This window comes from Neobacillus sp. 114 (assembly GCF_030127045.1).
Classification (GTDB): domain Bacteria; phylum Bacillota; class Bacilli; order Bacillales; family Cytobacillaceae; genus Neobacillus; species Neobacillus rhizophilus.
This window is the reverse complement of the sequence record NZ_CP126144.1, coordinates 2,460,217-2,485,673: the sequence shown is the minus strand read 5'-3', so window position 1 is coordinate 2,485,673 and position 25,457 is coordinate 2,460,217. Positions and strand designations below refer to the sequence as shown.

23 protein-coding genes are annotated in these 25,457 nt (G+C 40.8%); 6 read left to right on the top strand and 17 right to left on the bottom strand.

Going from position 1 to position 25,457, the window contains the following annotated elements:
* Positions 1–272 precede the first annotated feature (272 nt).
* The 4 genes from QNN06_RS12275 to QNN06_RS12260 form a co-directional block, all read right to left on the bottom strand.
* Positions 273–947 carry a 3-oxoacid CoA-transferase subunit B gene (locus QNN06_RS12275; protein ID WP_213116092.1) on the bottom strand — a complete coding sequence of 225 codons (675 nt, stop codon included), beginning with the start codon at positions 945–947 and terminating at the stop codon, positions 273–275.
* Complete coding sequence (locus QNN06_RS12270; protein ID WP_213116093.1) at positions 947–1,636, bottom strand: CoA transferase subunit A; 690 nt, start codon at positions 1,634–1,636, stop codon at positions 947–949. Before QNN06_RS12270 ends, QNN06_RS12275 begins: the two co-directional genes overlap by 1 nt.
* Before the next feature lie 234 nt (positions 1,637–1,870).
* On the bottom strand, positions 1,871–2,515 hold the full coding sequence (locus QNN06_RS12265) for a GntR family transcriptional regulator (RefSeq protein WP_213116094.1): 645 nt from the start codon (positions 2,513–2,515) through the stop codon (positions 1,871–1,873).
* Between the two features lie 252 nt (positions 2,516–2,767).
* The gene (locus QNN06_RS12260) at positions 2,768–4,012 is read right to left on the bottom strand and encodes an aminopeptidase (RefSeq protein WP_213116095.1); all 1,245 of its coding nucleotides are present in this window, start codon (positions 4,010–4,012) and stop codon (positions 2,768–2,770) included.
* A gap of 248 nt (positions 4,013–4,260) precedes the next feature.
* Between QNN06_RS12260 and QNN06_RS12255 the strand changes: the two genes are divergently transcribed.
* From QNN06_RS12255 to QNN06_RS12240, 4 genes are read left to right on the top strand one after another with little or no spacing between them, the layout of a single operon-like run.
* A complete protein-coding gene (locus QNN06_RS12255) occupies positions 4,261–4,821 on the top strand; it encodes a tyrosine-type recombinase/integrase (protein ID WP_213116096.1) in 561 nt (186 codons plus the stop codon).
* A 52-nt stretch (positions 4,822–4,873) separates the two neighbouring features.
* Complete coding sequence (locus QNN06_RS12250) at positions 4,874–5,374, top strand: cation:proton antiporter regulatory subunit (RefSeq protein WP_213116097.1); 501 nt, start codon at positions 4,874–4,876, stop codon at positions 5,372–5,374.
* Positions 5,375–5,381: 7 nt separating this feature from the next.
* Positions 5,382–6,638 carry a cation:proton antiporter gene (locus QNN06_RS12245; RefSeq protein ID WP_284037650.1) on the top strand — a complete coding sequence of 419 codons (1,257 nt, stop codon included), beginning with the start codon at positions 5,382–5,384 and terminating at the stop codon, positions 6,636–6,638.
* 16 nt (positions 6,639–6,654) lie between these two features.
* Positions 6,655–6,954 carry a hypothetical protein gene (locus QNN06_RS12240; RefSeq protein WP_284037649.1) on the top strand — a complete coding sequence of 100 codons (300 nt, stop codon included), beginning with the start codon at positions 6,655–6,657 and terminating at the stop codon, positions 6,952–6,954.
* A 115-nt stretch (positions 6,955–7,069) separates the two neighbouring features.
* Here the strand turns inward: QNN06_RS12240 and QNN06_RS12235 are convergent, their stop codons facing one another.
* The 5 genes from QNN06_RS12235 to QNN06_RS12215 all read right to left on the bottom strand — a co-directional run bounded on the left by QNN06_RS12235 (position 7,070) and on the right by QNN06_RS12215 (position 11,747).
* Entirely contained in the window at positions 7,070–7,789 is a 720-nt protein-coding gene (locus QNN06_RS12235; protein WP_284037648.1) for a LutC/YkgG family protein, read from the bottom strand.
* A 4-nt stretch (positions 7,790–7,793) separates the two neighbouring features.
* Entirely contained in the window at positions 7,794–9,218 is a 1,425-nt protein-coding gene (locus QNN06_RS12230) for a LutB/LldF family L-lactate oxidation iron-sulfur protein (RefSeq protein WP_213116101.1), read from the bottom strand.
* 40 nt (positions 9,219–9,258) lie between these two features.
* Positions 9,259–9,975 (bottom strand): (Fe-S)-binding protein, encoded by a 717-nt coding sequence (locus QNN06_RS12225; RefSeq protein WP_213116102.1) that lies wholly within the window; start codon positions 9,973–9,975, stop codon positions 9,259–9,261.
* A 167-nt stretch (positions 9,976–10,142) separates the two neighbouring features.
* Entirely contained in the window at positions 10,143–10,970 is an 828-nt protein-coding gene (locus QNN06_RS12220) for a GNAT family N-acetyltransferase (RefSeq protein WP_249366416.1), read from the bottom strand.
* 78 nt (positions 10,971–11,048) lie between these two features.
* Complete coding sequence (locus QNN06_RS12215) at positions 11,049–11,747, bottom strand: pirin family protein (RefSeq protein WP_217034147.1); 699 nt, start codon at positions 11,745–11,747, stop codon at positions 11,049–11,051.
* 203 nt (positions 11,748–11,950) lie between these two features.
* On the opposite strand from QNN06_RS12215, the gene QNN06_RS12210 reads away from it, so the two are divergent.
* Together QNN06_RS12210 and QNN06_RS12205 are read left to right on the top strand one after the other, a co-directional pair.
* Entirely contained in the window at positions 11,951–12,781 is an 831-nt protein-coding gene (locus QNN06_RS12210; RefSeq protein WP_213116104.1) for a chemotaxis protein, read from the top strand.
* A gap of 206 nt (positions 12,782–12,987) precedes the next feature.
* Entirely contained in the window at positions 12,988–14,253 is a 1,266-nt protein-coding gene (locus QNN06_RS12205) for an erythromycin esterase family protein (RefSeq protein ID WP_284037647.1), read from the top strand.
* Between the two features lie 46 nt (positions 14,254–14,299).
* On the opposite strand, the gene kduD is transcribed toward QNN06_RS12205, so the two are convergent.
* From kduD to QNN06_RS12165, 8 genes are all read right to left on the bottom strand, one after another.
* Positions 14,300–15,082, bottom strand: a complete 783-nt coding sequence (gene kduD / locus QNN06_RS12200) for a 2-dehydro-3-deoxy-D-gluconate 5-dehydrogenase KduD (protein WP_217034150.1) — start codon at positions 15,080–15,082, stop codon at positions 14,300–14,302.
* 44 nt (positions 15,083–15,126) lie between these two features.
* Complete coding sequence (kduI, locus tag QNN06_RS12195; RefSeq protein ID WP_213116117.1) at positions 15,127–15,957, bottom strand: 5-dehydro-4-deoxy-D-glucuronate isomerase; 831 nt, start codon at positions 15,955–15,957, stop codon at positions 15,127–15,129.
* A gap of 935 nt (positions 15,958–16,892) precedes the next feature.
* Positions 16,893–17,708 (bottom strand): sulfite exporter TauE/SafE family protein, encoded by an 816-nt coding sequence (locus QNN06_RS12190; protein WP_213116118.1) that lies wholly within the window; start codon positions 17,706–17,708, stop codon positions 16,893–16,895.
* Positions 17,709–17,771: 63 nt separating this feature from the next.
* The gene (locus tag QNN06_RS12185) at positions 17,772–19,343 is read right to left on the bottom strand and encodes a class I adenylate-forming enzyme family protein (protein ID WP_284037646.1); all 1,572 of its coding nucleotides are present in this window, start codon (positions 19,341–19,343) and stop codon (positions 17,772–17,774) included.
* Positions 19,344–19,371: 28 nt separating this feature from the next.
* On the bottom strand, positions 19,372–20,544 hold the full coding sequence (locus QNN06_RS12180) for an acyl-CoA dehydrogenase family protein (RefSeq protein WP_284037645.1): 1,173 nt from the start codon (positions 20,542–20,544) through the stop codon (positions 19,372–19,374).
* A gap of 160 nt (positions 20,545–20,704) precedes the next feature.
* The gene (locus QNN06_RS12175) at positions 20,705–21,613 is read right to left on the bottom strand and encodes a LysR family transcriptional regulator (RefSeq protein WP_284037644.1); all 909 of its coding nucleotides are present in this window, start codon (positions 21,611–21,613) and stop codon (positions 20,705–20,707) included.
* 103 nt (positions 21,614–21,716) lie between these two features.
* Positions 21,717–22,943: an MFS transporter gene (locus QNN06_RS12170; RefSeq protein ID WP_284037643.1), complete on the bottom strand. Its 1,227-nt coding sequence runs from the start codon at positions 22,941–22,943 to the stop codon at positions 21,717–21,719.
* 327 nt (positions 22,944–23,270) lie between these two features.
* Entirely contained in the window at positions 23,271–25,262 is a 1,992-nt protein-coding gene (locus QNN06_RS12165; protein ID WP_284037642.1) for an alkyl/aryl-sulfatase, read from the bottom strand.
* Between the last annotated feature and the right edge of the window lie 195 nt (positions 25,263–25,457).

The window sequence follows — 25,457 nt, the reverse complement described above, 5'->3', positions numbered from 1 at the left end:
CCTATCCAAAAAAAATGATCATTTAGAAAAATAGTAAATACTTATGGCCGATTTTCCGGCGTTTTATCCGCTCCATCATACCATTCGAAATATTTGATGGCGAATTCCTTCCCCGATTTCACAAGTGCTATTAATTATAATTTGTTGGAATTGATTTTTTTGTAAAAAAATGTATATCAATAAATTATAAAAAATGGCTTTAACAACAGTAGCCAAATCTATTACAAAAAAAATAGGTGAGGTCTATAGCCTCACCTAAACTTGAGATACGCTTAACGTTGATTTATCAATTCTTTCCTATTAAAAGTTTTAAAATCACTTGCTATTTCATAGTAGGCAGGTGTTATTTTTTTTAGTTGGTCCATTGTGATTTCATCACTCATTTCCACTAACCAAAGTTGCTGATCTCGAAATTTAAAAACGGCATACTCTGTGATAATGGTATCGACTCTTTTTTTAGCAGTAAGTGGGAACGTGCATTCACGGAGTATTTTTGGCTCACCTTTTTGATTCAAATGGGTCATGGCAGCAATTACCCTTTTGGCCCCGACTACTAAATCCATAGCGCCGCCAACCCCAAGCACATCTTTTCCTGGTATTGCCCAACTCGAGATATCACCTTGTTCCGATACTTGCAGTGCTCCAATAACGGTTGTATCTATATGACCACCCCGCATCATTCCAAAAGATATGGAACTATCAAAATAGGATACATGAGGCAAAACTGTAACCGGAGCTTTTCCGGCATTAACTAAATCAGGGTCGATTTGATCCGGACTAGGGTCTGGTCCCACCCCAAGAATCCCATTCTCCGAGTGGAGCGTCACCAGACCTTGTGGAAGATAATCAGCAACTAGAGTAGGAATACCAATTCCAAGATTAACGATGCCTGATGTTAATTCTTGTGCACAACGCCATGCAATATACTCTTTCATTGATTTTTCCATTACAGCTCCTCCCTTTTAACCACAATATCTACAAATGCAAAAGGAGTTACAATAGATTCTGGATCAAGCTCACCTATTTCAACGATTTCTCCTACTTCAACAATTGTAAGATCAGCTGCCATTGCCATGATTGGATTGAAATTTCGAGCGGACTTCCTATATATGAGATTACCAGCCTTATCTGCTTTATAAGCCTTTATTAGGGCAACATCGGCAAACAGGGTTTGTTCAAGAACATATTCCCGCCCCTTGAAGGTCCGCGTCTCTTTCCCTATTGCAAGTTCTGTCCCAGCTGCTGTCGGAGTGTAAAAGGCAGGAACTCCTGATCCGCCTAATCGAATAGCTTCCGAAAAGGTTCCTTGTGGTAATAATTCAATTTCTATTCGGCCTTCCCTATAAGCCTGAACCACCTCTTTATTGGTGGTAAAATACGACCCAATCGCTTTCTTAATCCGATCTTGTTGAAATAGAACATTCAAATTCGTCTCTTTTGTAATATTGTTGCTAATGATGGTTAGATCTTGAAGTTGCGTTCTATCGATTACTCCTTGCAGTAAATATTCCGGAACCCCTGTTGCACCAAATCCCCCTACTAACATCGTCGCACTCATTGGAATTTGCTTAATCGCTTCGTCAACTGATAGAAATTGAACATTCGTCTTAATCGGATTCTCCAACTCAGAATGCAAATTTCTTCCCCCTTTTCATTAACAAGCCCACTCTGACCTAGAGTGGAGGAGTTTGATAATTTTAAAATTTTAGATATTTTAATTTTAAAATAATATATGATTTGAGTCAATCGTATATTTTTTGCTAATACGCTAAGAGTAGCTTCAAGTAACGAAAAAAAAGTCCCCACGGTTGGGGACTTTTTCTTGCTTCACTGATATTTAAATTATTTTTTACTCCAATTTAAGAACCTGTTAAATATCCATCGACCGTACAATTTCAGTTATTTTAGGAATTACCCCAAGTAAATGATTTTTTGTCAGTTGTTCAGCTAAATCTCCATCTCGTTCAGAAACCGCCTTCAAAATTTGTCTATGTTCATTAAGTGACTTTTGCGTTGTCTCTTTATCCTGATAGTAAATTGGATACCTTGCCGCTAGACTAGTTATATCTTTAATCATTTTAACGAGCATTTGATTATTACAATGTCTATATAAGGAATTATGAAAGGTTTCGTTTATATGAAAATACCCTTCAAAATTTTCCTCTTCACAAATTCCGATTGACTCTTCTATGATAAGTTCCAGTTCTTTTATATGAGCATTTGAGATGTGTTCAATAGCAAGTCTTGTTGCTAATGATTCAAGATTGGCTCGAATTTCAAAGATTTGCCTTACCTCATCTTCTGTTAAGCTAGTTACTGTTGGCCCTGCATGGGGATGCAATTTAACATATCCTTTTTGGGCTAGTCTCTGAATAACCTCACGTACTGGAATTTCACTTACATTAAATTCTTTAGCTATTTGTGAAATGACTAATCTTGAACCAGGGCGAAAGACTCCCTTAACAATTTTCTCATGTAATTGTATATATACTTTATCGGTCTTTGTCATAGACATTTGTCTTTGCCCTCTCGTTCTATAATAAATACTCGTTTTCAATATTAGAAAAATATCTGTTTTCACAACTATTATACAAAAATTTGTTGAAAAGTAATATAGATGTATTCGGATAATTACAAAGATTAATCAACCACTCATTTACTGTTAGGGTAATTTTGGAAAACTAAGGAGTCATGGATGTATACAAAAGGGTCCAAGAAACAGTAGCTGCCGGAAAACAGCTATGCCTCATGGACCCTTTTTACCTTTTTAGATAGCCCAATCACCATTTCTGAAGATTGGCACGACGGTACCGTCTTGTTTGATGCCGTCAATATTCATTTTGTTAGAGCCAATCATGAAGTCCACATGAACAGTTGATGTATTCATCCCGTTTTGCTGCAGCTCTTCCTGGCTCATTTTTGTTCCGCCTTCAATCGTAGTCGGGTAGGCCGAGCCGATTGCCAAGTGGTTCGAAGCATTCTCGTCAAATAGAGTATTAAAGAAAATAATCCCAGATTGAGAAATCGGTGATGGATCTGGCACAAGCGCAACTTCACCAAGACCTGTTCCGCCTTCGTTGTCGAATACAAGCTTCTTGATGGCATCTCCACCTTTTTCAGCAGTGATATCGACAATTTTCCCGTCTTTAAAATGGACTTCAATTCCTTCAATTAACGTCCCCGCATAGCTTAATGGTTTAGAACTGCGAACTACCCCGTCCATGCGGCGAGTATCAGGAGCCGTGAACACTTCCTCCGTTGGCATGTTGGCAATAAATTCTTCTCCTTTTGGGTTTTGGCTTCCCGCACATGCCCAAATATGGCTTTTTGGCAGGCCGAGCGTTAAATCGGTGCCAGGTGCCGTATAGTGGAGTGCTTCAAATTGGATTTCATTTAATTTGTCAGCTTTTTCGTTCAATTTGTCTTTATGCTGGTCCCAGGCAGCTATCGGGTCATCTTCGTATACACGGCAGGTTTTAAAAATTTGATCCCATAAGGCATCTACCTGTTCTTCAGGGGTGGCCAAATCAGGGAATACTTTGGCCGCCCATCCCGCTCCGGCAGCAGCAGCAACCGTCCATTTTAAATCATCGTTCTGGGTCGCCTTGCGTTGGGCATGGAATGCCTTACCAGCAACCTTTTGATACTCCGCCACTTTAGCCGGGTCGACTTCATTCAACAAGCCCGGATCGCTTGAAAGAATGGAAAGACGGCTGACACGGTGGTTTAATACGTGGTCTTCAGATTCCTGAATTTCATAGTCAGGAATGTTGGTCAATACATCCACTGGTTGATGCAAGTAATGTTCTTTTGTAATTTCATCATCAGACCATTTGACAATAACCTTTTCAGCCCCCGTGGCATATGCCTCTTTCGTGATGTGGCGGGCTAAAGGCGCCTGATCTACGTTTATGGTCATTTTCACCCAATCCCCTGGTTGAACATTGATCCCTTTCGCCACTAAAAGCTTTGCATACTTATGTAAGTTCTCTTCAAAATTAGGCAGCACCATATATTTACCTCCCGGAATTTTTTGTCACGATATTATAGTAGCATACTTGGGAGAAAAAGATGCAACTAGGGACTATGCAGCTGTTGGCACGACGGCATTTAATGATTTTTGCTTATCAGGTTTTTATTTTAATTAAAATATCTGTAAACTAACCAAAAACTATAGTGGTTTTAAAAGCAGATTTTTTGTATGTTACATAATATCATGATACAATACTATTATGTAACATGGATTAAGGAGCGTTTAGCATGGAATATGTTGAAGCATTAAGGGATGTTAAGCAAATCAATGCAATTAAGAAATATTTAAAAAAGCATTCCGAGCGTGATTATCTTCTCTTTGTGTTTGGGATTAACACTGGGTTGAAAATTACCGAAATGCTGGAAATTAGGGTGGCCGATGTTTTAGAAAACGAGCACACGGCGAAGAATTTTTATCAGTATTTACACCACGATATCAACAAGGAGGTTTACCTTAACCAAAAGGTCAAAAAAGCCCTCCTCCATTATGTCCAAACCAACCAACTGGACACGGAAGTCTATTTGTTCAAATCCAATAAAACAGAAAAGCCTATCACTCGCCAACAAGCCTATCGAATCATTCATCAGGCAGCTGAAGCCATTGGTATTGAGGGGAAAATCGGGACCAATTCAATGAGGAAAACATTTGGATATCATGCGTATAGACGCGGGGTGGCCATCTCCCTTTTGCAAAAACATTTTAATCATTCAACCCCATCTGAAACTCTAAAATATCTTGGCATCTCTAAAGAGGAGAAAATTAAAACTGAAATTGATGTAAATCTATAATGTCAAAACCCGCTTAATCCATGAAGCAAATTTTTAGAGGAGGAATCAAAAAATGAACGTTCGCGAAATCGAACTGCCGGGAATTGGGAAAAAATTTGAAGTCATCACCAAAAACAAGGATAAAATCGTGGTGATTATTCACGATGACGGCAGAAGGGATCTTTATTATTTTGACCAAGATGATTACGAGGAGGCAATTGCCAGCACTTCCTTTGATGATGCCGAAGCACGACAGATTGCTGCAATTATCGGAGGAATGACGTATGCTCCAAAGGCATTGGAAACGATCGAAATGGCCTTTGATGAATTGGTTATAGAATGGTTTAAAGTACAAGACGGGTCAGAAGCAGCGGACCAAACTATCGGGCAGCTCAATATCCGTCAATCATATGAAGTCAATATCGTCGCTATCATTAAACAAAAGAATCACAAAGAAATTCATACCCCTGGACCTGAAACAATTTTAGAGGAAGGTGATACCGTGATCGTATCTGGACAGCGTAAGCAAGTAAAAATGTTCGTAAAAGAAGTTCTCACAAGAAGGGACGGGTGATACTAGAATGACTAACACTTTACTTTTTGAAGTCGGAACAGCTTTGGTCTTGGTTGCTCTAACCGCCTTTCTGGCAACCAAATTAAAATTCTCCTTCATCCCATTTCTCATCCTTTTAGGGATGGCACTTGGCCCCCATGCCCCTGAAATTGGTATATTTGATTTCACATTTATTGAAAGCGCAGAAATCATCGAGTTTTTCGGGCGCATTGGTGTTTTGTTTTTATTATTTTATTTGGGAATTGAGTTCTCAGTCGGAAAATTAATACGCTCAGGACGATCAATTGTTGTTGGCGGGACAATTTATGTAGCGATGAATTTCTTCCTTGGCCTGATTTACGGATTTGCTACAGGTTTTCCGATAATGGAAACGTTAATCATTGCAGGACTCTTAAGCGTTTCTTCCACTGCGATAGTGGCTAAAGTGGTGGTTGATTTAAAAAGAACGGCCAATTCCGAAACAGAATTGATTCTAGGGATCATTCTTTTTGATGATATATTCCTGGCATTATTTCTCTCCATCATGTCGGGACTCTTGTTAGGCGGTTCCACGACCGTATTAGGTACGATCGTTTCGGTTCTCATTTCTCTGGGTTACATGCTGCTATTTTTCGTTATCGCCCGTAAAGGTACCCCGATTCTAAACAAACTGTTAGATATTAAATCAAATGAAATCTTTATCCTCGTCATCTTTGCCTTGCTGTTTTTTGTAGCTGGCTTTTCTGAAAAACTCCATGTCGCTGAAGCGATTGGCGCATTATTATTAGGTTTAGCCCTTTCAGAAACAAAACACCGTGAACGAATCGAGCATTTGGTTATTCCCTTTAGAGACTTCTTTGGTGCCATATTTTTCTTCAGTTTCGGGTTAAGCATTGACCCATTTAGCTTAGGTGGCGCCATATGGCTTGCTTTAGGTGCCGTGATTCTCACAATCATTAGCAACTTTGTAGCTGGAATGATTTCCGGGAGAAAAGCTGGTTTATCACACAAAGCTTCCTCCAATATCGGATTGACAATCGTTTCAAGAGGCGAATTTTCGATCATTGTTGCTAATTTGGGACTTGCCGGAGGGCTGATGCCCATTCTCAAACCCTTTACCGCAGTATACGTTTTAATTTTGGCGATCCTCGGGCCGTTGCTGGCGAAGGAATCTAAGATTATATACAAATTTTTGAATAGATTTTTCAAATGGGAGGACAAAGCAAAAAAACGACTCACCCCTGTCCCACAAAAGTCAGTAGAGGATCAAAACAACACCTTTTAAAGGAGGCCTCGTATAAGTGGGCATTGAGTTAGCAATTGCATTGTTAACATATGTCTTATTGGTTGTCATGGCGTATCTTGTCTTTGTCTTATCTAGTGAGAAGGAGGAACGCTGCTATCTCATTATTAACCAGGCTTATAACTATGCGTTTGCCATATTATCCTTCGGCATTCTTGTCGTCATTGCCCTGGTCAAACTGCCAAATGTCACGTTGAATAATCAAACAACGACCTACTTAATTTTGGCAAGTAAGTTTATTTCAGTTATTACGCTTGGGGCGAGTGTTTTTATATTGAATAAACAATACAAAAGGTAATGATCGACAGGTTAGATAGGTACCCTTGGTAAAGATGGGATTTAAAGACAAACCCCATTTATCCCCCAAGAAATAAAAATCTGCCTCAAATAAATCCCGAGGCAGATTTTTAAACTTAAAGATCATTAATAACAATATAAGTCGCTTTCACCGGTCCGTGGACCCCAACCACAAGGTTCAGCTCAATGTCCGCTGAGTTGCTAGGTCCAGTGATAAAATTGATGCATGACGCGACGCGGCCGGTTTTTCCGTGGATTTCCCGCATTTTTTGAGCGGCCTGTGTCATTCTTGGGACTAACGAGCTTTTTGGAATAAGGACTACCGAAGCAGCAGGTAAAAAGCTTACTGTCCTGCCTTTATTCTCGTCACTAAATAAGACAGCTGTACCAGATTCAGCAAGCGTGACCTCACTAATTGTGATGCCAATATTGGCGTTTTCCGCTTTTGAAATGTTCTCTGTTCCTTTTGCAGAATCCCATTCAAAGACATCAATATTCTGTGATGGCCATTCTGACTTCATTAGGGAATTAATGCCCCATTCCGCAAACCGCTCATCCTTCCAAGTCACAATTGGACCTCCACCAAAATCAGCTACCACTCCATTGAGGGTGGAGCCCAAATTGATAAGATCAGTGGTATAAATCGTTGTATGAATCCTTTTACACTGCTCTTTTAACACTTCTAATAATTCATCCTGGGATGCGCCTTTAAATACCTCATCCTGCGGACGGAATTTCCATCGAGGGCGCTCAACTGGTGTGGTGATTCTTGAACGTCCAAGCTGTCCGGCAATTTTATTTAAAAATGCATCGCGATTTTGGATTGTACCAGTCATCGTTCTATTTGCCCCCTTTCTCGCGATTTTTAAACCAATCTCTGAATCTCTCTTTATTCGGTGCAGGGAATTCACGAATTTCTGTCCAAGCCTTCAATGGACCAGGTCCCTTCGAAATCTTATCCCCAACTGTAAATGGATTCATCGCCGTTGGTGCAATTTTCGAGCCAATTTTATATAAGGTCGGTGACGCTGCTCCTAAACCGAAAGCCTTCATGGCCAGCTTTTCCGAAATAGGTGCTTTGCCTTCCCTTTCCACGATAACTTCCCGATGTTTATGAAGCAGGTTATGCAGCGGAATTTTTACAGGACAAACCTCTGTGCAGGCCCCGCAAAGTGTCGATGCGTAAGGCAGTTCTTTGTATTCGTCATAACCACCAAGCAATGGAGACAACACAGCCCCTATTGGTCCGGAATAAATGGAACCGTATGAATGTCCGCCGACATGACGATAAACTGGACATACGTTAACACAGGCCGCACAGCGAATACATTGCAGGACTGATTGGAATTCCCCGCCTAGAATATTGGAACGGCCATTGTCCACGATTACCAGATGAAACTCTTCAGGACCGTCCACATCCATTTCCTCACGAGGTCCAGTCAACACAGTAATGTAACTAGTTAGTTTCTGCCCGACCGCACTCCTTGTTAATAAAGAAACGAGCACTTCCATTTCCTCAAAGGTAGGAACGATCCTTTCCATTCCCATCACGGTTATTTGCGTTTTTGGCAATGCCGTAACTAAATCCGCATTGCCTTCATTCGTAACTAGAGTAATAGAGCCTGTTTCTGCCACAGCAAAATTACAGCCGGTGATACCAATATCAGCAGACAGGTATTCCTCGCGCAGCATTTGCCGGGCGTGTCCAGCCAATTCCACTGGTTCTGAGGATTTATTATAACCAAGTTTTTTTGCAAAAACTTCACGGATTTCCTCTCTATTTTTATGTAGAGCAGGGGCAACGATATGGGAAGGGGGATCGTGATCATCCACTTGGAGAATGTATTCGCCAAGGTCTGTTTCAATAACCTCGCAGCCTTCTTCCTCCAACGCCTGATTTAAGCTGATTTCTTCGGTTACCATCGATTTTGATTTCACTATCTTTTTAGCATTTTTCCGTTTAGCCACTCCACGAATATATTCAACGGCTTCTTCCTTCGTTTGAGCAAAAAAGACGTGACCGCCCCGCTTTGCCACATTTTCACTTAATTGCTCCAAATAATAATCCAAATGTTCAAGAACATGCTGGCGAATTTCTTCCCCATGCGAACGCCATTCTTCCCAGTTCCCCAGCTCCTTGGCCGCAAGTTGTCTCTTCATGCCCATTCCGTCCTGAGCGCTGGAAACGGCTCCGCGCATAAAGTCATTATGGATTCCCTTATCGACACGTTCTTTAAATTGTTCATTGCCAATTTTCATAGCCATTCAAAAATCCCCCTCGTTTCTATCAATCTAGCAACAACTATTAACGGCTATTCAATACCTCAGCAATATGCAAAACCTTAACTGGTTTTCCTTTTCTATCGATACGGCCGCCAATATTCATGAGGCAGCCGGCATCTGCGCCTATCAAATAATCCGCACCCGTTTCTTCAACGTGGCACACTTTTTCGTCGACCATTTGCTCAGAGATTTGTGCCATTTTTACAGAAAAGGTCCCGCCAAAGCCACAGCATTGTTCCTTGCCAGGCAATTCAGTAAAGTTTAAACCTTTTACATTTTTTAATAGTGTCATTGGTGCTTCCTTTACTCCTAGCAATCTCGTCATATGGCAGGAGGTATGATAGGTAGCATTACCTTCAAATGTGGACCCGACATCCTCGACCTTTAAAACATCTACAATGAATTGAGTAAGTTCATAGGTTTTCTCCGCCAATTTCCTAGCTTTCGATTCCCAAACTGGGTCGCCTTTAAAAATATGAGGATATTCCTTAAACATAAACGCGCAAGAACCGGAGGGAGATACGACATATTCAGCATCCTCAAACGTTTCGATCATCCGTTTCATGGCTTCCTTCGATTCTTTTATATACCCGCTATTATATGACGGCTGTCCGCAGCAGACTTGTGATTCTGGAAAATCTATCTCGCAGCCTAGCCGCTCGAGCAGTTCAACCGTTGCTTTCCCTACATTGCCCTGAAACATATCAACCAAGCAGGTTGCAAATAGACTCACTCTCATTGTTGTATGCCATCCCCTTTGTCCGAAAAATTTGTTGCGAATCGGATCTGTTTTTGTTTTATTATAATATATTTCAGTTTATTTTGAACTGTTATATATGAAATTATTAACCTAATGTAGAAAAAGCCGTCTCAAATGAAACCGAGACAGCTTTTAAATTTGGACTATTAAATTTTTTTTGTCTTTTGCAACACATAATAATAGATTGATGATTGATCACTTTTCCTCAAGGCTGTTGCCATCCAGCCTCTATTAAAGTAATGGGTGAATACCTCCCGCGTCCGCATCCTCCACTCTAAGGCGAGAGACATCCGCTGAATTTTAATTTCCTGGATATTACCCGGAACTGGAACGTATAAAAGCTCTGCATTATTTCCGTAATCAAGGTGTACGGACTCTGGCACAGGAAATCCCTGCTCGTCATAGATCACATTTATCAATCGTGGGACGTCACCAGTTTCGTTCACATCAAGGATCACTTCAACCCTTTCTTCGGCAATTCGCCATTCCACTAAAAACCGGTCAGACGGCATTCCTGCATTAAGAACGTCGGGCATATCCCCATAGCAATTTTCAATATATTTCCTACAAACCCCGCCTAACTTGCTTAAATTCAAATATCCGTTTACGGTTTCAAGTGGATCATATGTCCACTCAATATGCTTGTAGCCTCTTTCCAAAGCAACTTCCCGCTGCTTTCGTTTTAATTTTTCACCGATCCCGATTCTTCTATAATCAGGATGTATCCCCATACTATGTGAGCATAAATAGACATTCGATCCGTTAAATCCCGGAAAGCTATATTGGAAACCAATTAGTTTTTCATCCAAGAAAGCTCCTATGACCAGCCCTCCGTTTTTTACTACTGCAACATAATGGTTGACAGGGACGGGATCATCATCTCCCCAAACAATCCGTTCAAGGTTGGTGACCAAAGCCAGTTCCTCGGGTGTAGTTATTGTTCGTAAAGAAATCGTTTCTGTTATTTCTTTCAAAAATTTCCCTGCTTTCTAAAAAATTTTTGTATACCCATAAGTTAATTTTGAGTATACCAAAAAGACTGAGTTCGTGTCTCAGCCTTTTTTCATTTCTATTAGCAGGATATGGGAGGTTTCATTTGAATTAATCTGAATATCCTCTTCAACAATTTCAAGAGCATCTCTTGTATTTAAAGTTAAAGTATTTATGGTAGAGTTTCCTTCGATTTGCACCAAATAGGCTTGTCTTCCTTCACTAACTGGAAAACTGATTTCTTTGCCTGCTTCAAGTTCCAATGAATAGATATTTGCATCCTGGTTTATTTTGATTGGGGCATCCCCTTCCTTACTTGAAACCATATGAAGCCACTGGTTGTGCCGGTCTTCCCAATTAAATCGGTAATCTCCATAGTTCGGTTCATACCCCGCCCTATCTGGGAGAATCCAGATTTGCAAAAATCGTAATGTCTCGCTGCCAAGATTGTGCTCGCTATGGAAAACACCTGTCCCCGCACTCATATATTGGACATGGCCGCGCGTAACCGTATTTTTGTTTCCCATACTGTCTCCATGTGTAAGATCTCCATTCACCACATAAGAAACAATCTCCATTTCTTTATGCGGGTGAAGATTAAAACCAGTACCGGGTGCAATCAAATCGTCATTGATGACTCTCAACTGCCCGAAATGGATATTTTTCGGATTATAGTACTCTGCAAACGAGAAATGAAAAATACTATTTAGCCAGCCTAAATTACTTCTTCCCATGTTTTCGTTATCTAATTTTCTGAGCATGTCATTGGCCTCCTTCATTGCCTCAAATAAAACCTCAATTTAAATCATTTCGAATTCGAGATAATTCTAGTACTTTTCAAACTGTTTGTCAAATCCTCCAAAATCCTCACAGGATTTAAAACGAACGGATATAAAGGCATTCTTATTTTGAAAAAAATTAAATATATTGTCTTATAGCTTTCATTAAAGGGGTGTGGACTTTCGTGAAGAAAATAGCTGTTGCCATTATTCATGGGATAGGCAGACAAGATAAGAACTTTGCTTCAGGTATGATTGGCATGCTAAAAAAGAATTTTTCCAAGAAATTAGGAAATTTGGTCACAGACCCTTCTTCCCAGCTGATATTCCAGCCAATACAATGGTCGGAGGTATTAGAGGACAGAGAGCAAGAACTTTATGAAAAAATCGTTTTGAATCACAATTTGGATTATCAAAAACTTCGTCATTTTATTATTCATTATTTGGGAGATGTCATCGCCTATCAGCCTGTGGAGTCGGCAAAGCATAATTACGAAAGAGTCCATGAAAAAATTGCTGAAAATCTCCATGAGCTTGCTAATAATGCAGGCGGGAGTGCCCCATTATGCGTGATTTCCCATAGTTTAGGGTCGGTCATCACCAGTAATTACTTCTATGATTTACAGAATAGGCAAAATGAATTTTCACCATTAGAAAACGGTGACACCATTACGCTTTTTTATACATTAGGTACGACCCTTCCATTGTGGAGCCTGCGTTATTATAATTTTGACCGACCCATTAAAATCCCTTCTCCTAAACTGAAAGAATTCTATCCTGGCCTAAAAGGTGAATGGATTAATTTTTATGACAAAGACGATATTCTTGGCTATCCATTACAGCCGATCAATGACATTTATAAAAATGCGGTGACGGAGGATAGGCAGGTGAACGTAGGAAATATTTTAACAAGCTGGAACCCTTTGTGCCATACGAGTTATTTTAGAGACAAGGATGTAATTGAAGGGATTGCGGATGGATTGGTTCGGACGTGGAGGCATATAAATAATCGGTAGTTTGTAGTGAACCGTAAATTTACTTTGTTTCATAGGTTTGGTCGTTATGAGCCTTTCATAACCACCGGACCTTTTATTTGCTTCCTCCTTCAGGTGTTATAAACCTTTTGTAACAAACTCAAGCTTGTTCTCGGATAAAACAAATCCAAACTGAAAAAAATAACAATAATGTCAACATACAATTAAACAATCGGGGTAATATTCAGATGAATGAAAACCAAATTCGGGCCATTAAAAATCACGCCATTCCACTAAAAGAGATGAATGACTTCCAGGCGTTAATAAACGAAATTAATCTCCAGAAATACGTATTATTAGGTGAATCCTCCCACGGAACCTCTGAATTCTACAAGATCCGCGCGGAGCTTACCAAAAGGCTGATCCAAGAAAAAAGCTTCACATTTATTGCTGTCGAGGGTGATTGGCCGGCCTGCCAAGAGGTTAACCGCTATATCAAAAGTTACGATAACAAATATACGAATGCCCGCAAGGTCTTAGCCTCGTTCAACCGCTGGCCGACATGGATGTGGGCAAATGAAGAAATTATTGGTTTGATTGAATGGTTAAAGGACTACAATCATGACCTGCCAACAGACCAACGGGTTGGATTTTATGGAGTCGATGTTTATAGCTTATGGGAATCGATGGACGAAATCATTAAGTACCTTGAAAAAACAAACCCTGCCAATGCTGAAGCAGCAAAAAAAGCCTTTGCCTGCTTTGAACCCTTTAACCGCGAGGGGCAAATTTACGGTGTATCAGCTTCCTTTTATGCAGAAGACTGCCATGATAAGGTCATTAATCTTCTGACAGATATTATGACAAACAAAAAGAAATATTCAAGTTCTAAAGAAAGCCAATTAAACTTGGAAGTAAATGCAATCGTCACAGCTAACGCCGAAAACTATTACCGGACGATGGTCGTAAATGATAATGAGTCCTGGAATATCCGTGACCGACACATGGTTGAGGTCATCAATAAAATCAGTTCCTATAATGGTAAAAACGCAAAAGGCATCATTTGGGAGCACAACACCCATGTCGGTGACGCAAGAGCAACAGACATGGCAGATGAAGGACTAGTGAATGTAGGGCAGCTATTAAGGGAACAGGAAGGACTGGAAAATGTCTATATCGTTGGATTTGGGACCCATAGCGGGACCGTTATTGCAGCAGATTCATGGGGGGTAGATTTTAAAAGAATGATTGTTCCACCCGCACAAAAAGGAAGCTGGGAGGACCTGATGCACGAAGCAGGAAATCACGACAAACTGCTTCTTTTCAACGAAACCATTCGGCAGCATTTTTCCAGCAGGATTGGCCATCGTGCAATCGGAGTTGTTTATGATCCCAGGTATGAACACTATGGAAACTATGTACCATCTGTAATGGCGGAACGATATGACGCCTTTATCTATATCAATTCTACAACTGCACTTGAGCCACTTGCGGTCGAAACAGTGTTTGTATAATAAAAAGCCGCTCATCCACGAGCGGCCTCTTTATATATTTTCGATATTATCTTGCTAACCAGCCGCCATCAATCGCCAAGATATGGCCATTCATATAATTAGAGGCGTCACTTGCAAGGAATACGACCACACCCATTAAGTCAGACGGGTCCGCCCAGCGTCCGGCAGGGATGCGGGAGAGAATCTCCGCATTGCGTTTTTCATCCGCCCGAATTGGCGCTGTGTTGTCTGTCGCAATATATCCTGGCGCAATCGCATTAATTTGAATATTATATTCGGCAAGTTCGTTGGCAAACGACTTAGTCAGGCCGGCAACAGCATGCTTGCTGGCTGTATAGGGAGGAACAAACTTGCCGCCCTGGAATGTCAGCATGGAGGCAATGTTGATAATCTTCCCGGATCTTTGCTCGACCATGACCTTCGCCACTTCCTGGCTGAGCAAGTAGATGGAATTAAGATTTATTTCCATTACGGCATCCCAATCCTCTTCCTTATACTCCAAGAGAGGAGCACGGCGGATAGTACCAGCGTTATTCACCAGAATATCAATCCTGCCATATTCCTTCATACATTCTGCAGCTGCCTGCTTGACTTTATCCCTGTCGCTTAAGTCTGCTTGGAAAAAGACAGCCCGTTGACCTGTCTCTTCGATTAGCTCCTTTGTTTCCTGCCAATCTTCACTGCGGGACACCACAAAAAGATCGGCCCCGGCTTTTGCAAGGGCAACGGCGTACGCCTGCCCAAGTCCCTTATTCCCCCCTGTAACGATGGCGACTTTTCCTGCTAGACTGAAAAAATCGAGAGAGAAGGATCTTAGATTATTCGTCATATCATTAGCCTCCGCTTTTTTATATTTTCATACTCCCGTAAAAACTAGCGTAAATCTTCCATTTTTACAAAATCCATGTCAGTGTAGGTGATATTCTCACCGCACATACCCCAAATAAACGTATAGTTGCTTGTGGCTGTACCTGTATGAATGGACCAGCTAGGAGAAATGGCCGCCTGCTCGTTTTTCAACACTAAGTGTCTTGTCTCATCCGGTTTGCCCATAAAGTGGAAAACGCGCGTTTCAGGTTCCATATCAAAATACAGGTAGACTTCCATTCTCCGTTCATGGGTGTGGCATGGCATGGTATTCCAAACGCTGCCCGGTGCTAGCATCGTTAACCCCATTTGCAGCTGGCAGGACTCACAAACATTCGGGTGAACATACTGATAAATTTTCCGTTCATTTAATGTACCCGGCTCGCCCGTTTCAAGGGGAACAATCTTGTTAATATCAATTTTGACTGTAGGATAGGTATGATGTGCTGGAGTCGAGTTGATATAGAATTTGGCCGGATTGTTTGCATCACTTGAACGGAACAGGACTTCCTTTGTTCCCTTGCCGACATACAGGCCGTCTCTTCCCTGCATCTCATATTCCACGCCATCAAGTATAACTGCACCATCGCCGCCGATGTTGATAATTCCCAGCTCACGACGTTCAAGGAAATACTCCACGCCAAGCTCTTTATCAAGTTTGATGGTCAATTCTTGTTCAGCAGGCGTGACCCCTCCAAAAATCATCCGGTCATTATGTGTATAGGTTAAGTGGACCTGCCCAAGCTCAAATAGGGTTTCCACTAAAAACTCCCTTCTTAATTCTTCCGTTGTGTATTTCTTCATATCCTCGGGGTGAATTGCATAACGAGTTTCCATTATTCATTACTCCTTCGTCAATAATTTATAGTTTTCAAAGCCTGCCGGACTCTTTGCCGATAGGTTTTGTGAAACGCGGATGCTTCGTACTGTCACGCCATTTTGCAAACGTTAACATTTCCATTCCTTTATAGTCTATCAAATCTAGTAATATATGTAAACGCTTATTGTTAACGTTAACATTTTTTCTTCTGTTGGCTCTTTCTTTCTTTATGAATTCAGCAAGAGAATAGGAGTCTTCTGCATTGCGGCATAGGGTCTATATATGTGACCGTACCTATGAAGTACTCTGGATTGAGCTCATAAAACCTTTATATGCTACCGTACTCTTGTTACTCTCTCTGGTTCGGGCGCATAGAGCCCATATATGCTACCATACTCTTGATACTCTCTTTGGTTCGGGCGCATAAAGCCTTTATATGCTACCGTATTCTTGTTACTCTCTCTGGTTCGGGCGCATAGAGCCTTTATATGCTACCGTACTCTTGATACTCTCTCTGGTTCAGGCGCATAGAGCCTTTATATGCTACCGTATTCTTGTTACTCTCTCAGGTTCGGGCGCATAAAGCCCTTATATGCTACCATACTCTTGATACTCTCTCTGGTTCGGGCGCATAGAGCCTTTATATGCTACCGTACTCTTAATACTCTCTCTGGTTCGGGCGCATAGAGCCTTTATATGCTACCGTACTCTTAATACTCTCTCTGGTTCGGGCGCATAGAGCCCTTATATGCTACCATACTCTTGATACTCTCTTTGGTTCGGGCGCATAGAGCCTTTATATGCTACCGTATTCTTGTTACTCTCTCTGGTTCGGGCGCATAGAGTCCTTATATGCCACCTTACTCTTGAAAAAAAAGGCACAGACGCATAGAAATTTTGTTTAAAAAAAGCAGCCGCCAAGACTTTGACCGCTCCTAAATTTTTTATCAATTTAGTTTAAATACATGCGAAATCCAATGATGATAAGTAATACCGACAACATTTGAAGGACAATCTTACCCGGGATTTTTTGTGCCATGATGACCCCAAACTGTGCACCGATGGTAACCCCCGCCCCTCCCCAGACGATCGTAAACCAATCAAAACTGCCATAATAAAAATGAAGAAAAACGCCTGCTGATGAATATATGCATAATGAAAAGATGGATGTTGCTGTCGCCTGGTGGGTAGAAACGTGAAACAAATAGATTAAAATTGGAACAAGTAACCAGCCTCCTCCAATTCCCAAATAGCTTGAGAGGATACCCATTAAAAAACCTAAAGGAAGCAGCCATTTTGACTGAACACTGGGTATGTCTACTGATTCGAACTCTGCATTTCGTGAAGATAGACCATCCCTTTCCCCCTCCAATAAAACTTGTTTCCTATTTAATTGAACCGAAGTATTTTTCACCATTAAGAAAATGCCCAAACAAACTAGGATACTGGCAAAAAGAATATAAAAAAAATTCGAAGAGTATAATTGCAGCAGCAAAAACCCGATGAGTGACCCGGGCAATGCTCCAATGGCGAGTGTCATTCCCATCCAATAATTAATTTGTCCTTTCCTTGCATACCCTACAACGCCAGATATAGCATTGATTAAGACAATTACTAAACCTGAGCCGGCTGCAACCGCAGGTTTTAATTGAAAAACCATCAATAGCACCGGTACAAAAATAAACCCGCCGCCGGCGCCTACAATGGTTCCGTATCCTCCAGCAATGATTCCAACTAATAGCAGCAAGAGGCCTGTTGAGATATCCATTCTTATGCCTCCCTTACGAATTAAAAACTGGGAATAAAACCATATTCCCAGTTTTCATTCTATTTAAATGGTTAGTAAACCTTGGGCATACATTTTCTTCAATTCTTTCTTATCAATCTTTCCAATTGGCGTAAGTGGAAACTGCTCCTGGAAATATACCACTTTCGGCACCATATACTTTGAAGTGCGCTCCTTACAGAATTGAATAATGTCCTCCTCCGTACAGCTGCTTCCTGCTCTTCCTGACACAACGACACAGACTGCTTCCCCCCAATCCGGATGTGGAACACCAATACACGCACTCATGGCTACGGCCGGATGCTGATTGACGACCCGTTCAACTTCTGAGGAATAAACATTCATGCCCCCGGAAATGATCATATCCTTCTTTCGGTCGACAATATAAAGGTATCCATATTCATCCCACTTGCCGATATCTCCCGTGTAGAACCAGCCACCACGAATGGCTTCCTGGGTCTGCTCCGGCCTTTGGTAGTAGCCTACCAGCATGGAAGGTGATTTTACAATAATCTCTCCCATCTCATTTTGTCCCACATCATGTCCGTTATCGTCAATTACTCGAACTTCAGTAAACAGGCACGGTTTGCCGCAGCTTTTCAAAACTTCCTGGTTATTATGATAGGCCCAAACATGGGCGCTTTTTGACAGTCTAGAAATTACAATATTACACTCTGTCATTCCGTATTGCTGGCGCATAATCGGCCCAAACACTTCGAAGGCTTCCTTAAGCCGCTTCGGTGAAATGGGTGAAGCACCATAAAAGATATTGCGCATGGAACTGACATCATATTCCATGATTTTCACCTGGTCGAGAAGTCTGTACAGCATGGTCGGGACCATAAATGTAGTAGTAATCTGATATTTTTTAATGGCCTTGATAAAATATTCTGCATCAAAAGCACGCATGACATAAACATGGACCCCGGAAATCAGGGCTCTCCACAACAGGGAACCGCCCGCATGAACGATAGGTGTACTTAACAGCAACCGGTCACGGTCATCTATTGGATCCTCAATAGCAGCAGAAAGGATGCCCGCTGCCAAACCTGCCTGGGAATGCATAACGCCCTTTGGTGTACCTGTTGTCCCGCCAGTGTAAGAAAGAAGCGCGATATCTTCCCCTGCCGATACAGGGAAATCCAAATCCTTTTTTTCTACAGGCCATTCGAATATCATAAATTTTTCTGGATAGTCGACACCAAAGCCCGGAATCCCGATTACATGAACATTCGGATCATTTGCCTCCTCTAAGTATTCGAGAATGGTCGTAACATGTGGCTTTGTTGCCATGATTACCAATTTAGGTTTTGCTTCCCGCAAAATAAAACCAACTTCCCATGTTCCCAGCTTTTCGCCGAGCGGGACTAAGGTTGCGCCAAGCCGCTGGACAGCCAGCCCGAAGATAACCGCTTCTAAGCTATTGGAAATAAGGGTAGCGATATGGGTCCCCCTTCTGGCACCTAAATTGTGTAAATAGGTTGAAACAAGCTCTATTTTTTCTAACAGCTCCCGATATGTTATCGTTTCCTCAGAAGGCAGTAGTGTGACTGCTGGGAGTTCTGCGAATCTCCTTAATCCCTTAAGGAGCAATGCCTGAAAAGTCGTCTGCTGCATAATAAGTCGTCCCTCCTTAAAAATTGAATTAATCCTTCAAAAGTTCCTTGGCAATTGTATTTTTTTGAATTTCCGAAGTTCCGGTCAGGATCCGGTACATCCGCGAACTTCTGTACATTTTTTCAACCGGGTGCCCTTTCACCAAGCCTTGGGATCCAAATATTTGGATGGCCTTATCGGCGACACGATTGTTTACTTCAGATGCAAACAACTTTGCCATGGAAGCTCCTGCCCGCTCTTCTTCTCCCCGGTCGATTTTTTCAACTACATCGTAAACCATACTTCTTGCCGCATAGATTTCCGTGGCCATTTCCGCCAGCATGTGCTGAATTGCCTGAAATTCACTAATTGGGCGGCCGAATTGAACCCTCTTTTTGGCCTGTTCCACTGCTAAATCAAGAAGGTGCTGAGCCATTCCTACGAAACTGGCAGCATGAGAGGCGCGATTCGTATTGATTCTCTTTAAGCCCAGCAACAAGCCTCTTCCCGGTGCACCGATAATATTTGTGGCAGGCACCCGACACTGATTGAAAAATAATTCAGCATGAATTCGTTCTCCTGAAATCGGAACTTGGATATTTCCGAGTTCAAAACCGTCATTTAGCGGTGTCTTTTTATCAACTAGGAAAGCTGTAATTCTAGGTTTCTCGTCTTCTACCAATTCTTTTGCTATGACAATAACAAAATCAGCATATGGGGCAGCACTGATAAAATGCTTTTTCCCTGTTAATATGTAGTCATCTCCATCTCTAACTGCCGTTGTTTCAATGGCAAACGCATCTGAACCGGCATTTGGCTCTGTCAATGCGAAACAGCATCCGATATCTCCCGTAACTACCGGGATGACGTATTTTTCAATTTGCTCTTTTGTAAAGCTTTCGAGCATCTGGCCAATTCGGAGCGGTCCACCGATTTCTCCAAGTACCTGGCCCCATAAAACAGAACCGGATCGGGCCAATTCCTCTTTCAACAGACAGAGCCCTTTTAAGCTTATATCCCGGCCTCCATATTCCTTTGGCAAATTAATTCCATAGAACCCTAACTCTCTAGATCTTTTTCTGACCCATTTAATCGACTCCATCGGGATGTCTTCTTCCGCATTTAGGCGCTGCTCTCGTTCATATGGAAGTAATTCATTTTGAATGAAATCGCGCAATTTCCTATGAACCGTTTTCAAATCTTCTCCCAAAGTCATTAACATTTACTCCCCTTCTTTCAGAATGAATTTTATTTAATATTTTAAATCTTAAATTAATTATATTTATAAATTATTTTTAAGTAAAATAACCATTTATTATAATCACTTAAATAAAATTTATGTTTAATATAAAAAAAACTAGTCCCCTATCATTAATAGGAAACTAGTATTTTAAGGTCGTAGTGTATACTTCAAGACATTTAATAAACTCTTTGGCTGATTTGGAAAAGTGCTGTTTCTTTGAACGCACATATCCTAGTTCCATTAAATCATGATGAAAATTCGTCAATGGAATAGGCACAAGCTCCCCGCTGAGGTAATACGGGTCGCTGTTGATTCCGATTTCATAAGAAAGGGTAATCGCCAATCCCTCGGCAACTGTTTTTTTAATCACTTCTGTATTATTGGTTAAAAACAAAACATCCAGTTCTCCGTATTTTGCGAAAAAATCATCGAGATATGCTTTCATATTTGGCCCATTGTAGAAAACCAGGGTTTGATCCTGCAGTTCTTGGGGTGTGATACTTTTTTTGCCGGCTAAGGGAGAGTTCCTGCCTACAGTTACAACCACCTTTGCTTCCATCAGTTTGCAAAACTCCAGTTCATCCTCTTTAGGATTTTCTTTAGGCATATTTAACAACCCGATGTCTATTTTATTTTGCAGAACATCTTGGATAATTTCTTTGCCGCCTTTTTCATCAATAACAATTCTTACTTCGGGATACTTCTTCTTAAATAAAGCCAATGATTTGGGAAGGACCGTCAGAAACAGGCCCTGTGTAGAGGAAAGGCGCAATTCTTTTTCAATCGTGTCCGAATGTGCTTGGGCACTGTCCTTCATTTCCTCAAGCTTACTCATTACCTCATAGGCTTTTTGAATGATGTCCATGCCTTCTTCAGTCGGAATCGTCCCCAATCTCGACCGTTTGAATATTTTGATTCCTAGTTCTTTTTCCAAGCTAGTAATCGCCATACTGATACCGGCCTGGGAAATATGAAGGCTTTCCGAGGCGGTAGAAATCGAACGCGTTTCAGCGACTTTAATGATATATTCCAATTGTTCAATATTCATGGATGATTCCCCTTCAATTTCTCATATTAGAATCATACCGCGAATTGTAAGCCCATTCAATCAAAGAGTTTAAGCATAGCCAGATGGATTTGGCTTAATAGAATTAAATGGCCGCAGTTTCATTTTCAAATTCCTTTGATGATTGTGATGTAATCGAAATGACAATAACCATAGCTAGTAGCGCTGAAATGACTAAAAACCAGAAAGCCGCATTATAGGAGCCCTTAAATAAGCTAATGATCAAGCCAATTGCTGTTGGAGAAACCGCGCCGGCAATTTGACCTGCAAAGGTGACAACACCAGATACCGAACCGGTAAGTTCCTTTGGTGAATATTTGATAATAATCGTATAAAGAACGGTTCCGAAAAAAGAAAGAGCGATGGAATTTAACGTAAGATACGTAATAAACTGTGTAACTGACGTAGCATTTGCCATAAAGTATAGGAAAATTGCACATAAAAGTGCACCGGCAGCAGCCAAGTATTTCTCACGACCGACCATCCATTTATCCAATACCAATCCGCTCACATTAAACATAAAGAACCCAAGAATGTAAGGGATGGCCAGTAAACTTCCGGCATGAACTAAATCCACTCCTTTTTCCTTTACCAGGTAGATTGGCATCCATGTAATTAATCCATAGTTAATAATATTGAATAAGAATTTAAAAGAGATGAGTTTCCATATATTATCTATTTTTAATAATTGCTTTAAAGGAACCTTTTTTCGCGCTAGGATGACGTTTGTTTTCTGTACTTTTTTAGGCTTTAAGATAAACCAAAATCCAATAGCAACAATCATTCCCAAAATACCTGCAACAGAAAACATGCCTCTCCATCCAAATGCAGCAATCATCGCAGCAGCAAGGGCTGTACCTAGGATTCCGCCTATATTTTGCGCAGATAGGAAAAAGGAATTGGCCCGGCCGCGTTCTTCTTGTGGAAAATTATCCCGGATGGTTGACATACTGGCTGGATAAAAAGGGCCCTCTCCCAATCCGAAAATGAAGCGAATGAATAATAAAGTTACAAAGGACCAAGCGAATCCAGTCATTAAGGTAAACAAAGACCAGCCAAACAGGGATAATGTAATCATGACTCTCGCACCATACTTGTCCGTCATCCATCCGCCAAGCGGCTGCATGAGCGAGTAACTAATGAAAAATATACTGATCAACAAACCTGTCTGAGAGGTGTTTAAGTGAAACTCATCGCCAATTGGGATTACCGCAACGTTAATGGCGACTCTGTCAAAAAAGCTTAAAACCATTCCTACAAATAAAAGCCCGCTAATGATTATTTTCCGTTTTTTATTTGCATACATCTCCATTTCCACTCTCACTCCATTTTAGTTCAGTTTGAAATACAACATTAGTAGACCTGCGGCCACAATTCACTAAAACCGGGGCTAGCAGTAAGCGTTTTCAATTTATAAATAATGACTAGCTAATTGAACAAAGTTGATACATCTGATTGATTATGCTAGTTTAATAGTTGGAAATATTCTTAATCTTAGGATTAATATTATCATAAAATAAATTTAAGAAAATTAAGCGATTATTATGATGATATAAATTAAATTGATAGATAATCATTCAATCAAATTTAAGTTTAGGCTGGTTCCGCATAGATTCGGAACCAGCACATATATAAATATTTATGGTGTCACGATATTTACCTTAGGATCAAATTTATCCTGTAAAGATAAAAACTCTTTAAATTGTTCCTTGTTTCCCGTAACGGATACCTTTCCGGAAGCCTCCATTTTATCCAAATCTTCTTTTCCTAGAGCGATAAGATAGAATGTTACTCGATCTAATACTAACGTGGCATCAGGCATTGATGCCGTTTGACCTTTCTTATAATTGACAACAGAGTTTCCTAAGGTAATTGTATAGTTCGTTTTTAAATCTGTGAACGACACATTAAAAGTCATATTTTTGCCTTCTGCCTTCGTTCCGTTTAACTTAATCGAGACTAAGTTTAGGAAATCATCCATCGGCATGTTCAGAAGCGTATCGAGATTCATCATGCCGCCTGAGCCTTTCGATTCTGCCACTCCATTTCTTAGCTCCTGGGCCCCTGTCAGGTAAAAGTTTCTCCAAACAGAGGATTCTGCCACATATCCTAACTGTTCGTATGCTTTGGCAAGTAAATCCTTTGCTTCCTTATTTTTGGGGTCTGCCATCACCACATGCTTTAACACTTGTGCTACCCAGCGGTATTCACCTTTGGCATAATCATGTTTTGCTTGTTTAAGAACATTTTTTTCGCCGCCCATGTATTCAACATATTTAGCCCCCGCTTCTTCCTGAGGCAACGGGTCCAAATCGGAAGGATTGCCGCTGAAATAGCCTAAATAATAGTTATAAACCGCTTTTACATTGTGCTTTAGTGTCCCGTAAAAGCCACGATTCGCCCAAACCTTGTCTATGCTTTCTGGCAGTTTAATTTTTTCAGCAATTTCATCTGCGGTGTAGCCTAAATTAGCCATATGGATTGTTTGGTCATGAATGTATTTATACAAATCACGCTGGTTTTTAAGTTGTTCGAACACACGATCTTTACCCCATGTTGGCCAGGAGTGAGCTGTCACCATGACCTCAATATCTTCACTACCATATAAATCGATTGTTTCATCAAGTGCTTCTACCCATTTTAATGTATCCCTGGTCTTGGCACCTCTTAACGTGTAGATATTGTGTAAGGTGTGTCCTGTATTCTCTGCTACCACCAGTGTTTTATAATCTTTAATATAGTAGTGCATTTCAGCAGGTGCTTCCGTGTTTGGTGTTAATAGAAACGAAAAAGTAATCCCGTCTATTTCCATTGTTTGCACGTTATCTTTTATCTCCACTGTTGGAGGCATGTAACTGAAGGTTCCATTACTTAATCCCGGTCCGATTCCTGAAGTGACAAAACCTTGTTCATTGGCAGGCAAGAGATTACCAAACATGTAGCCCGCCCGCCGGGACATGATGGTGCCTAAAAGAACGTTTTCACTTAGTGCCTCTTTATTGAATCCGTCCGGTACAATAATGGGAACTTTTTTTGGATCGGCAGCATATTGAGATACCCCTTTAATTCCTCCGAAGTGGTCAACATGGCTATGACTTATGACAATGGCGCTTACTGGTTTTTTAGGACGATGTTGAAAATAAAGTTCCATTGCCGCTTTAGCCGTTTCCACGGTTGAAAGGGTATCCAAAACAATTAATCCTGTTTTTCCCTCGACAATGGTAAGGACAGATAAATCTTGTCCACGAACTTGGTAGACCCCATCGATGACTTTAAACAAACCGGAAATATTTTGTAATTGGGCTTGTCTCCATAAACTTGGGTTAACCGTATGCGCTGCCGGGACATCCTCTTTTATAAACGAATACTGATTGCTTTCCCAGATCACATTCCCAGCCGGATTCTTTATTGGATCCATTTGTAAAGGCGAAATAAATCCTTTATGAGCATCATCAAAATCTTGCTTGTTTGAAAAATCCAACTGGTTGTAAACTGCCTTATTGGCCAGGATGGTAGTGCTAGAAGCGGGCATCGGCTTACTTGTGTCAGCACTTGCATTAGTTGAACCTAGCAATAACATAAAGGCAACTGGAACCGATACCGTACCTTTCATAAACGACTTTTTCGACAATTTGTTATAACCTCCCTTTTAAAATATCCTTCTTTTCTAGTTGCTACCTTAATTTTTGAAATTATCTAAATTCATTTTATAATTAAAATATTTTTAAGTAAATTTACTATTATTGATGGTAACTTCAGATTTATTTATATAAAAATCAAAAAAGGGCCCAAACTATATTTTGGGACACCCTCTAATTTTTTTATT

Coding starts and splice junctions, on each gene's coding strand:
- kduI (WP_213116117.1), bottom strand. CDS start 15,957: ATGGAAACTCGTTATGCAATTCACCCCGAGGATATGAAGAAATACACA.
- QNN06_RS12245 (WP_284037650.1), top strand. CDS start 5,382: ATGACTAACACTTTACTTTTTGAAGTCGGAACAGCTTTGGTCTTGGTT.
- QNN06_RS12275 (WP_213116092.1), bottom strand. CDS start 947: ATGGAAAAATCAATGAAAGAGTATATTGCATGGCGTTGTGCACAAGAA.
- QNN06_RS12255 (WP_213116096.1), top strand. CDS start 4,261: ATGGAATATGTTGAAGCATTAAGGGATGTTAAGCAAATCAATGCAATT.
- QNN06_RS12235 (WP_284037648.1), bottom strand. CDS start 7,789: ATGACTGGTACAATCCAAAATCGCGATGCATTTTTAAATAAAATTGCC.
- QNN06_RS12175 (WP_284037644.1), bottom strand. CDS start 21,613: ATGAATATTGAACAATTGGAATATATCATTAAAGTCGCTGAAACGCGT.
- QNN06_RS12180 (WP_284037645.1), bottom strand. CDS start 20,544: ATGTTAATGACTTTGGGAGAAGATTTGAAAACGGTTCATAGGAAATTG.
- QNN06_RS12205 (WP_284037647.1), top strand. CDS start 12,988: ATGAATGAAAACCAAATTCGGGCCATTAAAAATCACGCCATTCCACTA.
- kduD (WP_217034150.1), bottom strand. CDS start 15,082: ATGACGAATAATCTAAGATCCTTCTCTCTCGATTTTTTCAGTCTAGCA.
- QNN06_RS12215 (WP_217034147.1), bottom strand. CDS start 11,747: ATGCTCAGAAAATTAGATAACGAAAACATGGGAAGAAGTAATTTAGGC.
- QNN06_RS12225 (WP_213116102.1), bottom strand. CDS start 9,975: ATGAGAGTGAGTCTATTTGCAACCTGCTTGGTTGATATGTTTCAGGGC.
- QNN06_RS12230 (WP_213116101.1), bottom strand. CDS start 9,218: ATGGCTATGAAAATTGGCAATGAACAATTTAAAGAACGTGTCGATAAG.
- QNN06_RS12185 (WP_284037646.1), bottom strand. CDS start 19,343: ATGCAGCAGACGACTTTTCAGGCATTGCTCCTTAAGGGATTAAGGAGA.
- QNN06_RS12190 (WP_213116118.1), bottom strand. CDS start 17,708: ATGGATATCTCAACAGGCCTCTTGCTGCTATTAGTTGGAATCATTGCT.
- QNN06_RS12250 (WP_213116097.1), top strand. CDS start 4,874: ATGAACGTTCGCGAAATCGAACTGCCGGGAATTGGGAAAAAATTTGAA.
- QNN06_RS12265 (WP_213116094.1), bottom strand. CDS start 2,515: ATGTCTATGACAAAGACCGATAAAGTATATATACAATTACATGAGAAA.
- QNN06_RS12170 (WP_284037643.1), bottom strand. CDS start 22,943: ATGGAGATGTATGCAAATAAAAAACGGAAAATAATCATTAGCGGGCTT.
- QNN06_RS12260 (WP_213116095.1), bottom strand. CDS start 4,012: ATGGTGCTGCCTAATTTTGAAGAGAACTTACATAAGTATGCAAAGCTT.